The 12,391-nt window shown below is 71.5% G+C and carries 11 protein-coding genes; 4 read left to right on the forward strand and 7 right to left on the reverse strand.

From position 1 onward, the window contains the following. Positions 1-7: 7 nt before the first annotated feature. The 3 genes from IPT68_RS14130 to clpS all read right to left on the reverse strand — a co-directional run bounded on the left by IPT68_RS14130 (position 8) and on the right by clpS (position 2,691). Positions 8-1,426 (reverse strand): amino acid permease, encoded by a 1,419-nt coding sequence (locus IPT68_RS14130; protein ID WP_194074087.1) that lies wholly within the window; start codon positions 1,424-1,426, stop codon positions 8-10. Positions 1,427-1,768: 342 nt separating this feature from the next. After that, positions 1,769-2,362, reverse strand: a complete 594-nt coding sequence (locus tag IPT68_RS14135) for a DUF2017 domain-containing protein (RefSeq protein ID WP_189699117.1) — start codon at positions 2,360-2,362, stop codon at positions 1,769-1,771. Between the two features lie 11 nt (positions 2,363-2,373). Next, positions 2,374-2,691, reverse strand: a complete 318-nt coding sequence (gene clpS, locus IPT68_RS14140; RefSeq protein ID WP_189699118.1) for an ATP-dependent Clp protease adapter ClpS — start codon at positions 2,689-2,691, stop codon at positions 2,374-2,376. Positions 2,692-2,827: 136 nt separating this feature from the next. On the opposite strand from clpS, the gene IPT68_RS14145 reads away from it, so the two are divergent. Together IPT68_RS14145 and IPT68_RS14150 are read left to right on the forward strand one after the other, a co-directional pair. Further along, positions 2,828-4,165 carry a nicotinate phosphoribosyltransferase gene (locus IPT68_RS14145; protein ID WP_189699119.1) on the forward strand — a complete coding sequence of 446 codons (1,338 nt, stop codon included), beginning with the start codon at positions 2,828-2,830 and terminating at the stop codon, positions 4,163-4,165. Between the two features lie 213 nt (positions 4,166-4,378). Further along, a complete protein-coding gene (locus IPT68_RS14150; RefSeq protein ID WP_189699120.1) occupies positions 4,379-4,963 on the forward strand; it encodes an isochorismatase family protein in 585 nt (194 codons plus the stop codon). 822 nt (positions 4,964-5,785) lie between these two features. Here IPT68_RS14150 and IPT68_RS14155 read toward each other — a convergent pair. Together IPT68_RS14155 and IPT68_RS14160 are read right to left on the reverse strand one after the other, a co-directional pair. Continuing rightward, on the reverse strand, positions 5,786-6,127 hold the full coding sequence (locus IPT68_RS14155; protein WP_189699121.1) for a hypothetical protein: 342 nt from the start codon (positions 6,125-6,127) through the stop codon (positions 5,786-5,788). A gap of 120 nt (positions 6,128-6,247) precedes the next feature. Further along, positions 6,248-8,602, reverse strand: a complete 2,355-nt coding sequence (locus IPT68_RS14160) for an immune inhibitor A domain-containing protein (RefSeq protein ID WP_189699122.1) — start codon at positions 8,600-8,602, stop codon at positions 6,248-6,250. Between the two features lie 391 nt (positions 8,603-8,993). Between IPT68_RS14160 and IPT68_RS14165 the strand changes: the two genes are divergently transcribed. Next, positions 8,994-9,263 (forward strand): hypothetical protein, encoded by a 270-nt coding sequence (locus IPT68_RS14165; RefSeq protein WP_189699123.1) that lies wholly within the window; start codon positions 8,994-8,996, stop codon positions 9,261-9,263. Positions 9,264-9,336: 73 nt separating this feature from the next. Here the strand turns inward: IPT68_RS14165 and IPT68_RS14170 are convergent, their stop codons facing one another. Both IPT68_RS14170 and IPT68_RS14175 read right to left on the reverse strand, forming a co-directional pair. After that, a complete protein-coding gene (locus IPT68_RS14170) occupies positions 9,337-10,065 on the reverse strand; it encodes an RDD family protein (protein WP_189699124.1) in 729 nt (242 codons plus the stop codon). A gap of 112 nt (positions 10,066-10,177) precedes the next feature. Beyond that, on the reverse strand, positions 10,178-11,752 hold the full coding sequence (locus tag IPT68_RS14175) for an RDD family protein (RefSeq protein ID WP_189699125.1): 1,575 nt from the start codon (positions 11,750-11,752) through the stop codon (positions 10,178-10,180). Positions 11,753-11,977: 225 nt separating this feature from the next. Here IPT68_RS14175 and IPT68_RS14180 point away from each other — a divergent pair, with 225 nt between their 5' ends. Beyond that, a complete protein-coding gene (locus IPT68_RS14180) occupies positions 11,978-12,388 on the forward strand; it encodes an SsgA family sporulation/cell division regulator (protein ID WP_189699126.1) in 411 nt (136 codons plus the stop codon). The last annotated feature ends 3 nt before the right edge of the window (positions 12,389-12,391 follow it).

Below are 12,391 nucleotides of genomic sequence, written 5' to 3' on the forward strand. Positions count from 1 at the left end.
ACGTTGGTCAGCCGACCTTCTCGAACTCCGCGGTGCGGCGCTCGGCGATCTGCGGGTTGCGGGCCTTGAGGACCATCCAGCCGATGCCGAGGGCGACCGCCCAGCCGGCCATCACGTAGAGGCAGACGCGGGCGTCGGCGTCGTAGGCGATGATGCCGGTCACGAAGAGCAGGAACGCGATGGCCACGTACGAGCACTTCGCGCCGCCCGGCGCCGGGAAGGAAGAGGCGGGCAGACGCCCCGCTTCGACCGCGCGGCGGTACAGGACGTGGCTGATCAGGATCATCAGCCAGGTCCAGATGCCGGCCGCGGTGGCGATGGAGGTGACGTAGCCGAAGGCCTTCTCCGGTACGACGTAGTTCAGGACCACGCCGATGCCCATGAAGCACACGGAGACGAAGATGCCGAGGGCGGGCGTCTTGGTCGACGACAGCTTGGTGAAGACCTTGGGGGCCTCGCCGCTCTCGGCCAGGTTCCGCAGCATGCGGCCGGTCGAGTACATGCCGGAGTTGCAGGACGACAGCGCCGCGGTGAGCACGACGAAGTTGACGATGGCGGCGCCCGCCGGGATGCCGATCTGCGCGAAGGCCTCGACGAACGGGCTGACGCCCGGCGCGAACTCCGTCCACTTCACGACGCACAGGATGACGGTGAGGGCACCGACGTAGAACAGGGCGATACGCCACGGCAGGGTGTTGATCGCCTTGGGGAGGGTCTTCTCGGGGTTCTCGGACTCGCCGGCCGTGACACCGACCAGCTCGACGGCGAGGTAGGCGAACATGACGCCCTGGAGGGTCATCAGGGACGAACCGATGCCCTTGGGGAAGAAGCCGTCGAAGGCCCAGAGGTTGGACACGGCCGCCGTGTCACCGGCGCTGCTGAAGCCGAAGGTGAGCACGCCCAGGCCGATCACGATCATGCCGATCAGGGCGGTGACCTTGACCATCGAGAACCAGAACTCCAGCTCGCCGAAGAGCTTCACGGAGATCAGGTTGACCCCGAACAGGATCACCAGGAACACCAGTGCCGTCACCCATTGCGGGATGGACGGGAACCAGTAGTTGACGTAGATCGCGGCGGCCGTCAGCTCGGCCATGCCGGTGACGACCCACATCAGCCAGTACGTCCAGCCGGTGAAGTAGCCGAAGAACGGGCCGAGGAACTCGCGGGAGTACTCCGCGAAGGACCCCGAGACGGGGCGGTAGAGCAGGAGCTCGCCGAGCGCCCGCATGATGAAGAAGATGATCACGCCGGCCAGGGCGTACATCAGGATCAGGCTGGGACCGGCCTTGGCGATGTTCGCCCCGGCTCCCAGGAAGAGGCCGACGCCGATGGCGCCGCCGATCGCGATCATCTGGACCTGACGGCTGCCGAGCCCGCGCTCGTAACCCTCTTCAGGAGCGTCGGTGACCCTCTCAGAGGCCATGAGTAGTGCGCCTTTCTCCATGCCGACCCGGGCCTCTCGTCGGCCTCGGATCGGGTTTCGATCCCCCCGGATTGATGGAGTTGAGCAGCCCTCCCTGGGCCGCTCGTGCCTGGCCGGCGGTCGCCGGCTCGGTGGCGCACCCGGCGCGACATAAGGGTGGTGTTCGCCGGGCGGTCGTGAAGATTTATCACGGCCGCAAGACTGATCGCCCGGACGACATGTGAGGCACCACACAGGAAGAATCGGACAAAAGCGCACTCAAGGGCGCATAACAGGCCGCAGTGGTGACAGGATCGTTATCCGGATTTGAGTGTCCGCTGAGCGAACACACCATCTCCGCATTCAGGGCATAAGAGTGGAGATCAAGGTCTCCTGAAGCCCGCCCAGCCAGAGGTAGGCCATCACCATCGGCTTGCGCGGGTCCTCGTCCGGCAGCCGGTAGAGCAGATCGGTGTCGTCCTCGTCGACGATCTCCAGCCGGGAGCCGATCGCCAGGCGCAGGTCGTTGAGGGCGCCGAGCCACTGCTGGGACTGCTCGGGCGTCAGTTCCAGGACCGCCCCGCCGTCCCCGGCGGACGCCAGCTCGTCCAGGGAGCGGATCACCGCGAGGGCGTTGTCGCGCTTGCCGGCGCGCAGGTCGTTCTCCGTGTAGCGGCGGAACTCGGCGGAGTGCGCCTTCTGCTCCAGGTCCTCCGCGGGCTGCTCGGGGTCGCCGTAGGCGTCCGGGAACAGGCGCCGGAGCACCGGGTCGGAGGGCGGCTCGCTCGGGCCCTCGGCGAACAGCTCGGCGAGCGGGTCGGCGGAGGCGTCCTCGCCGGGGCCGGGACCGATGAGTTCCAGCAACTGGACGGCCAGCGACCGGATGATGGAGATCTCGACGTCGTCGAGGGCGACGGCCGCGCCGCCGTCGGGGAGCGGTTCGAAGGTTCCTGGCATGGAGGCGATCGCTACTTCCGGTCCTGCTGGAGGGTGGCCCACAGACCGTAGCCGTGCATGGCCTGCACGTCGCGCTCCATCTCCTCGCGGCTACCGCTGGAGACGACCGCCCGGCCCTTGTGGTGGACGTCGAGCATGAGCTTGGTGGCCTTGTCCTTGGAGTAGCCGAAGTACGACTGGAAGACGTAGGTCACGTAGCTCATGAGGTTGACCGGGTCGTTGTGGACGATCGTGACCCAGGGGACGTCCGGCTCGGGTACGGCAGAGACCTCCTCCGCCGACTCGGTGCGTTCGATCTCGATGGGAGCGGCTGACGTCACGCCTCCCATGCTGCCATGGGCTTCACAAATCGTCACACTGACGAAATGGGGTGTAGCATCCTGGCATGCCGCATCTTCCGGGGGGCGACCCCCGGGCTTCCGGCCGGGCAGGGGTACCCGGCGACGTATGGCGAGGAGAGCTTTGGTGAGCACAGCGGACCTTGGGCTGCCGGTGGACGTCCCCTCGACCGCCCTCTTCACGGACCAGTACGAGCTGACGATGCTCCAGGCCGCCCTGCGGGCCGGAACGGCCGAGCGGCGCAGTGTCTTCGAGGTCTTCACCCGGCGGCTGCCGGAGGGGCGACGGTACGGCGTGGTGGCCGGGACCGGCCGGGTCCTGGACGCCGTCGAGAACTTCCGCTTCGACGAGGACGTCCTGCGCTTCCTGCGGGAACGGGCCATCGTCGGCGAGGACACCCTCGAATGGCTCGCCGGTTACCGCTTCTCCGGCGACATCTGGGGCTACCCCGAGGGCGAGGTGTACTTCCCGGGGTCGCCGATCATGCGGGTCGAGGGCAGCTTCGCCGAGTGCGTGCTGCTGGAGACCGTGATCCTGTCCATCCTCAACCACGACTCCGCGATCGCCGCGGCCGCCTCCCGCATGACCTCGGCCGCCGGGGACCGGCCGCTGATCGAGATGGGCGCCCGCCGCACCCACGAGCTCGCCGCGGTCGCCGCCGCGCGCGCCGCGTACGTCGGCGGCTTCGCCTCCACCTCCGACCTGGCCGCCGGCTTCCGCTACGGCATCCCGACGGTGGGCACCTCGGCGCACGCCTTCACCCTGCTGCACGACCGCGAGCGCGACGCCTTCCGGGCCCAGGTCGACTCCATGGGCCGGGGGACGACCCTGCTGGTGGACACGTACGACGTCGCGGAGGCCGTCCGCACGGCGGTGGAGGTCGCCGGTCCTGAGCTGGGGGCCGTGCGGATCGACTCCGGCGACCTGCTGCTGGTCGCGCACCGGGTGCGCCAGCAGCTGGACGAGCTGGGCGCCACCGGCACGAGGATCATCGTGACCTCGGACCTCGACGAGTACGCCATCGCCTCGCTGGCGGCGGCGCCCGTGGACGCGTACGGCGTCGGCACCCAGCTGGTCACCGGCTCCGGGCACCCGACGGCCTCGATGGTCTACAAGCTGGTCGCCCGCGCCGCGTCCGAGGACCCGAAGGCGCCGCTGGTGGCGGTGGCGAAGAAGTCGTCCGGCGGCAAGACCTCCATCGGCGGCCGCAAGTGGGCCGCGCGCCGACTGGACGCGTACGGGGTGGCCGAGGCCGAGGTGGTCGGCACCGGGCCCGTCCCGGCGCAGCTGGTCGACCGGCAGTTGCTCGTCGAGCTGGTCAAGGGCGGCGAAGTGGTGGCCCGCGAGCCGCTCGACGCCGTGCGCGAGCGGCACATCGCCGCCCGCGCCGGCCTGCCGATGTCCGCGACCCAGCTGTCCCGCGGGGACGCGGTCATCCCGACGGAGTACGCGACCGAGGGCTAGGCGGTGTCCCACCGGCCCACCGGCCCGGCGGGGCGCGTGGGCGCGCGCCCCGTAGCGCCCCCTCCCGCAGCGTCGCCGAAGTCTCTAGGCTCGGAGGTTCAGGTTCACGCACCGGCCGGGCCCGCACCCCCTCCGCACCAGGCTCCCCACCGACCCGTACCGAACCGCCCCGACCCACAGCACGCGAGAACCCATAGCCGAAGGACTCCCACCATGCGCCGCGCCTTGATCGTCGTAGACGTGCAGAACGATTTCTGCGAGGGGGGCAGCCTCCCGGTGGCCGGGGGTGCCGATGTGGCCGCCGCGATCACCGAGCTGATCGGGCAGGCCCCCGCCGGTTACCGCCACGTGGTGGCGACCCGCGACCACCACATCGCGCCGGGCGGTCACTTCGCGGACAACCCCGACTTCGTGCACTCCTGGCCCGCCCACTGCGTCGCGGGCACGGAGGGGGTCGGGTTCCACCCGAACTTCGCCCCGGCCGTCGCCTCCGGCTCGGTCGACGCCGTCTTCGACAAGGGCGCGTACGCGGCGGCGTACAGCGGCTTCGAGGGCGTCGACGAGAACGGGGTGCCGCTGGCCGACTGGCTGCGCGAGCGGCAGGTCGACGAGGTGGATGTGGTCGGCATCGCGACCGACCACTGCGTACGGGCGACCGCCCTGGACGCGGTCCGCGAGGGCTTCCGCACCCACGTCCTGCTGGACCTCACGGCGGGCGTCGCGGAGGCGACCACGGAGCGGGCGCTGGAGGAACTGCGCGAGGCGGGAGTGGAACTGTCCGGAAAGCCCGTCGTCTGACCTTGCCGGACCCGCACCCGGCCCACCGGGTGAAACGGGCCGGCGGCCCGCCCGGATACCCGCATGAGTACCTGACGGCCCACCCCCAAGGACCGAAAACCCGGCCCACGGCCCGCCCGGATACCCGCATGAGTACCTGACGGCCCACCCCCAAGGACCGAAAACCCGGCCCACGGCCCGCCCGGATACCCGCATGAGTACCTGACGGCCCACCCCCAAGGACCGAAAACCCGGCCGACGGCCCTCCCGGATACCCGGGTGAACCGCGGAGGGCCCGTCTCGAGGCCCGGGCGAACCGGTCGGCAGCCCGTCCGAGCGCCCGCACCCATCGCCGAAGGCCCGCCCCGGGAGGCGGGCGAACCTCAGCGGCCCGTCCCCGCGGCCGGGCGACGCCGACCGCCCTTCCCCAGGCCCACACCGGCGGCCCGCCCGGGCGCCCGCGCCCATCGCCCTGGACCCGTCCCAGGAAGCGGGCGAACGTCGACGGCCCGTCCCCGCGGCCGGGCGACGCCGACCGCCCTTCCCCAGAGCCACACCGGCAGCCCGTCCGAGCGCCCGCGCCCATCGCCGAAGGCCCGTCCCGGGAGGCGGGCGAACCTCAGCGGCCCGTCCCGCGGCCGGGCGACACGCATCGCCCTTCCCCAGGCCCACACCGGCAGCCCGTCCGAGCGCCCGCGCCCATCGCCGAAGGCCCGTTCCGGGAGGGGGGTGAACCGTCGGCGGGCCGTCCCCGTCATCGGGCCGAGCCCGTCGGGCTCCCGGAGACCCGTGAAGGGCTCGGGGCGGGTCCGGAAGCGGTCAACGGTGCAGCGGGCTCCCTGATCACATCTGGGCGGTCGGGCGGCGCAGCAGGGAGCGGATCGGGTGCCACAGTTCCTGGACGAGTTCCGGGCCGCCGAGGGTCGTGTCGGGGGCCGTGCGCCATATCAGGCCGTCGGGGTGGTGCAGGACGGCGGTGATCTCGTCCGGGGTCGGCGGGGCGGCGTTGCCTCGCAGGTAGACCGCCCGCAGCCCCAGGTTGCGCAGCCTGGTCAGGGCGCGTGCCCGGTTCTGGGCGTGGACGAGCACCCGTACTCCGGCGGGCCCGCCGGCGGCGGGGCTGGGCAGGTTCAGCGCCACCACCACCGTGCCGTTCGGCAGCTTGCAGAAACCTCCTGCGGCCATGCGTCACACCCCCGTGTCAGCCGATGTCAATAAGAGAACCACAGGACGCACCTAAACACGATCGGCGGCAACCCGCCAAGGGGCTGCCGCCGATACGCGTCTGACCTGCGGAATTGCTGACTACTTCACCGCGGGGCCGACCTGGACCGTGATCGTCGAGCCGCTGAGCGGCTGCTGAACGATCTTGATCTTGGTATTGGTGTCAGTGATCTTGACACCACCCAGCGGGTTGGCCTCGTCGTAGTAGGTGTTCGTGTGGTCGTTGAAGACCGGCACACCCAGGGACGGGCGGATCTTGGTCGGCACGCCCGCCTTGTGCAGCGTGATGCCATCCGTCGGGTACCAGCTGAACGGCGAGTCGTACGTCTGGATGCGGTTGCGCATCAGCGTGCCGTCGGACCACTTCGTCGCGGTCGGGTGCGAGTCGACCGGCAGCAGCAGACCGGCACCGGGGTGCTCGCTGGTGTTGTTGTCCTGCTGCGAGGTGTCCCACTTCCAGATCAACAGACCGTCCTGGTACGGGAAGTGCTCGACCCAGTCCGGACGGGTGTTGGAGAAGCCGAAGTTGTACGGGCCGACCTGCAGGGTCTTGTCGTACGACACGTACTGACGGTTCTCGGCGATGTAGTACTGCGCGTAGTCCTTGGTGAAGGAGGCGCCGATGCGCGAGAAGCCGTTCGCGGTCCAGGCCGCGTCCGCGCTCTCCGCGTTGTCGCTGAACAGCGGGGCACCGTCGGCGGTGAGCGTGATCCGGTCGGCGGTGAAGCCCTTCAGGGACACGCCGCCGTCGGTGGCGTAGCGGAAGCGGACGTCGATCTTCTGACCGGCGTAGGCGTCCAGCGAGTACGACAGCTGCTTGTGCCCGCCGGAAACACCGCTGAGGGCGGGCTGGTCGCTGCCGTCACGGGTGATCGGGGCACCGTCCGCGGTGCCGTCGATCGGGGTCCAGCTGCTGCCGCCGTCCGTGGAGACCTCGGTGTAGAGGTAGTCGTAGTCCTTCTCGATCTCCCACCAGCCGTCCAGGGTCAGCGCGGCCGAGGCCTTGCCGGTCAGGTCGACGGAGCGGGCGAGCGTGGCGCGGCGATCGTTGCTGGAGCCGCTCCACCACTGGCTGGAGCCCTCGGCCGGGGCGACGATCTCGGTGGTGACCGCCTTCTGCGGCAGCTGCACCACGAGAGCCTGCGGGTTCACGGTGTTGTACTCGGCCACACCCAGCTTGTGCTTCGAGGCGGTCGCGGCCTTTGCCACGTCGTAGTCGAGCCAGCCGAGCTGCAGCTTGTCCCAGGCGGTCATGTCGCCGGGCATGTCGCCGATGGTGTCCTCACCGGTACCGAGCCAGGAGCCGGACGACATCAGCGTCCAGAAACCGGTGGAGTTCTCGCCGCCCGCGGTGTCGTAGTGGTCCGGCAGACCGAGGTCGTGGCCGTACTCGTGGGCGAAGACACCGAGTCCGCCGTTCTCCGGCTGGATGGTGTAGTCGCCGACCCAGACGCCGGAGTCGCCGATCTGAGTGCCGCCGAGCTTGTTGAAGTCGGGGCCGGTGGCGCCCGCGTCGGTGCCGAACGCGTACCAGCGGTGGGCCCAGATCGCGTCCTCGCCCTGCGCGCCGCCGCCCGCGGACTCGTCCTCGCCGGCGTGCACGATCTGGAAGTGGTCGATGTAGCCGTCGCGCTCGTTGAAGTCGCCGTCGCCGTCGTGGTCGTAGCGGTCCCACTGGTCGTACTCGGCGAGCGCGGCGCTGATCTCGGCGGTGGTCTTCCCTGCCGCCTTCTGCTGGTCCACCCAGGCGTTGACGCCGTCCTGCACCGCGAACCAGGCGCAGTTGTCGGGATCGCACGCATTGGAGCCGTAACGGGCCTCGTTGTACGGCACCTTGACCCAGTCGGTCACCTCGCCGTCGATGGAGTAGCGACCCGAGGACTGCTTCTCGTAGTACGTCTTCATCGAGCCGACGCCGTCACCGAAGTACAGGTCCTGGAAGTGCTCGCGGTTGTAGTCCGCCTGCCAGGCCGTGCTGTTGTCCTTGGAACGGTCCGGCTCGGCAATCCGGTTGTGCAGCGGGCCCGGGGTGCCGCCGTAGCGCGGGTCGATCTGGTCGCCGAACTCGACCAGGATGGTGAAGATCTTGTCGGTCTTCTCCCGGCCCAGCTCGACGTACTTGCTGTCACCGCCGCGGCTCTCGAGCTCGACGACCTTGGAGCCCGCGCGCTTCTCGACCTCGGCCTGGCCGGATATGACCTGCCTCAGGGCCTCTTCGCGCTGGGCCTCCTGAGTCTTGCTCAGCGGGCCGTCGAGGTCGTGCGCGCGCTCCTCGTGGTTCTCCGGCGACGCCGGGTCCTGCCGGTCGGCGGCGGGCGCGGCCGCGGGGCCGGTCGAGTCGGCCTGGGCCACGGTGAGGCCGGAGATCGTGGCGGTGGCCGCGGCGAGCGCCACCGCTGTCGCGGCCGCTCTCAACGTCCAGGGTCTACTGGTCACTTGAGTTCCTCCCCAGCGTCCGGGCGCGCGGAGAGGGGGCGATGGTGGTGGTGCGTCCGCGCGCGCCTGATCGACGCGTGTAGTCAAGTGCCGACATTTGACTAGAGGTTGCGGGGAAAAGACAGACCTTGACTTGAGCAAGACAACTGCACTATGCGGAGACGACGTTTCGCTTACCGAACAACTGGGGCGTTCGTCCGACGGGCGCGCGGGACGGCCGATTCGGTGGCCGACATGACTCGGTGCGCCCCCTGTGCACCGGCACTGTTGGTCAGGTCACGCTTACGGTTCGTTCCACTCGGGCATGCACGCGAATAGATTTGTCCGCACCTCCCCCGGCAGCGAGAGGCACGGGGGGAGTCCACCCCCATTCTTCGAGGACACGATTGCCATGCCTCGTCCGACCGCCGCACAGCTCGCCTACGGTTCGTGCACCGTGATCTTCTCGACGCTCGCCATGCTGCTGCTGTCACAGACGAGTTCGGGTGTGGGGATCGCGGTCGTCGCCGTCGCGGCGCTCCTGCTCGGGTTGCTGGTCGCCATGACGGTGCCCATGCCGAAGCGGACCCCGGCCCCCGCGCAGCGGCCCGCCGCCGAGGTGGCGTCGCCGATGCCGGCCACGGCGGCCCGCAGGCCCGTACGGGAACCCACGGCCCACTGAGAACAGTCGTGAGCAGCGCACGGCACGGCGGGCCCGCCACCCGAGGGTGACGGGCCCGCCGTGCTGCCGTGCGTCAACTCGTGCTGACCACGACCGTCTTGGCCGCCTTGTCGTGCAGCCCCTGCTTGTAGGGCTTGTCGAAGAAGCTCCAGCCGCCGCAGACCGCGGTCCAGACACAGGCGCAGCAGAACGCGAACGGGATCCACAGCACCAGCGAGCGGAGCAGGGACGTCTGCACCGAGGGCGTGGCTCCGTTGTCGAGCTGTGCCACGCGCATGTTCAGCCATTTCTTGCCCAGCGTCTGCCCGGACCTGGCGATCATGATCGTGTCGTACGCCGTGAAGAGCACGGCCGCGATGACGGACTGCGCCACGGAGTCGCCGACGTCGACCCTCTCGGCGTTCATCTGGTACTCGTCCACGTTGAAGCCCACGGCGATGAGCCAGGCGACGATGCCGACGAGCACCATGTCGATCAGCCGGGCCAGCGTGCGCTTGCCGCTGTCGGCGAGCGGGGGCATACCGGCGAGCGGGTCGGAGGGGTAGTCGCCACCGCCGCCGTACGGACCGCCGCCGTACGGGCCGCCTTCGTACGGGCCGCCGCCGTAGGGCCCGCCCCCACCGGGCGGGGGCTGGGCACCACCGGGCGGGGGCTGGCCGCCGCCGTACGGCGGGGGTTGCTCACCGCTCCCGGGCGGCCTGTCGTACGGCGAGCCGGCCCCCTCGCCGGGCGGGGGCTGCTTCTTGAACGGGTCGTCCTCCGGCGGCTGTCCGCCGGAACCGGGGGGCGGTTCGGTGCTCATGGGCAGAGTCGACCGCGAACCCCGCCCGTCCGCATCCGGCGAGGGGCCGTCCGGAGTACCCCGTCGCCCACGGACGCCCCGCTCGCGCGGACGGCCGCCCGCCGCCGCCCGGTCAGCCCGCCACGAACGTGTGCGCGGCCTTGTCGTGCCAGCACTGGCGCCACGGCTTGTCGAACAGGCACCACAGGACGCCGACGAGGCCGAAGCAGAGCAGCCCGGACACGCTGTAGACGAGCCAGCGGCGCAGGGCCGCGCCGAAGGACGGGGCCTCGTGCGCCTCGATGTCCCACACCTCGAGGCCCAGCAGCTTCTTGCCCAGGGTGCGGCCCCACGTGGCGGTGGGCAGCGCCTCGTAGAGGACGCCGGCCAGGAGGAGCACGGCGAGGACGACGGCCAGGTACGTCGACGTCGTGCCGTCCAGCAGCCACACCGTGACCGTCTGGCCGGACAGCTTGGCCTCGTCGATCTTGCCCTGGATGTGGTCGAGGGCCCGCGCGCCGAGCGGTACGGCGGCGACCGCGGTGACGCCCGCGACGACCAGGGTGTCGATCAACCGCGCCACCAGCCGCTTGCCGAGCCCGGCGGGGCGGGCCGCGGCCTGACGCCTCGCCGCCGCCTGGAAGACGTCCTCCACCGGGGGCTTCCAGGGGGCCACGGGCTGCTCGTCGGGGGTGGAGGCGCCGGCGAGACGGTGCACCTGCTGCGCCCAGGAGGACTGGCCGCCGCCGGGGCCCGAGGTGACCGGGGTGGCGGGAACGGAGGCCTGGGCCTGATGGGGGACGCCGGGGGACTGCGGGGCGGGCCCCGCGACCGGGGCCGACCGGTCCGCCGAGGCGCGCGCGGCGGCCGCCTTCCCGGCGCCGAAACCGGGACCGCCGGCGTTCTGGGCGGGCGTCTGGGCGGGCGGGCCGGGGGGCGGGGCCGTCCAGCCGGGGTTGCCCTGGCCGCCGGACGCGGCGGGGCCGGGCGTCGCCGGGCCGGACGCGCCCGTGTGCGGCGTGGCCGTCGGCCCCGGCACCCGCGCGCCCCCGCCCTGCGCCGCCGCCCCGTCCCCCTGCCCCGTGCGCGGGGTGAGCGCGCGGAACGTCATGGTGCCCGGGTCCTCGGCGGCGTCCTCAGCGCCGCTCGTGCCCCGGGAGTCGGCGGCCGGGCGGCGGAAGACGAACGTGTTGCCGGAGCCCGCCGGCTCGGATCCGGCGGGCGACGGCGCTCCCGCCCGTCCGGGCGCAGCCGGGTGCTGGAGGGAGGACGCCGTGCCGTCCGTGCGGGCGGCGCTGCCCTCGGGCTGCACGGGCGGGTCGGCCGGGACGCGCGGGTCGGAGCCCTGGGCCGCGGGCCAGGAGACGCGCCGGTCCTGGTCGCCGCCGAAGCCGGACTGCCGGGACCGGTCGGCGCCCCAGGCCGAGGCGGGCTCGGGGCGGCTGCCGTGCTGGGCGTCGGAGGGGTCCTGGCGTACGGGCTCGGGGTCCTCGTCGAAGAAGTGCGGCCCGGTCTCCTCGACGGCGGGCCGCGCGGGGCGCACACCGGGCGGCGGGGCGAGCGGCGCGCCGTCGGCCGGGGCCGGGCGGCTGGTGCCCGGGACCCAGGCGGCTCCGTTCCAGTACCGGACATATCCAGGGATGGAGGGGTCCGGGTAGTAGCCCTCGCGGGGCCGGTCGTCGCCGGGTGCCGGGGTTGGGGCGCTCATGTCCGTCGTCCCGTATCTGCTCGGGGATGTGATGGGGGCCTCCACATCTATCAGACCGGCGCAACCGCCACCGCCCGTCCCGCTGGACCCACCCCTTTCGAGCACGGTTGTGCTACGGGCGGGGGAAGAAGTTCGGGAAACCCGCGTAATGCCGCCGCACTCCCCCGCTCCCTCCTCGTACGGGCCCGCCCCAGGGGCCCCGCGGACCGAAGGGAGAGCCACGAGATGCACACCGTGGTGGAACGCGAACTGGAGCTGCGACTGATCCTGTCGCCGGAGCACGGCATCCCGGTGCCGGCCCGGCTGGGCTATCGCACCGACGACCCGTACGCCGTCCACATCAGCTTCCACATCCACTCCGACCACCCCGTCGACTGGGCGTTCGCCCGCGATCTGCTGGTGGAGGGGGTGTTCCGGCCGCGCGGGCACGGGGACGTGCGGGTATGGCCGGCGAAGGTGGGCGGGCGCGACGTCGTGGTGATGGCGCTGAGTTCGCCCGACGGGGACGCGCTGCTTCAGGCGCCGGCGGCCCAGGTGTCGGCCTGGCTGGAGCGCACGTTGCGGGTGGTGCCCCCCGGCAGTGAGGGCGAGCAGCTGGGCATCGACGACGGGTTGGCCCAGCTGCTCGCCCGGTGAGGG

Origin of the sequence: Streptomyces chromofuscus (genome assembly GCF_015160875.1) — a bacterium.
Classification (GTDB): Bacteria; Actinomycetota; Actinomycetes; order Streptomycetales; family Streptomycetaceae; genus Streptomyces; species Streptomyces chromofuscus.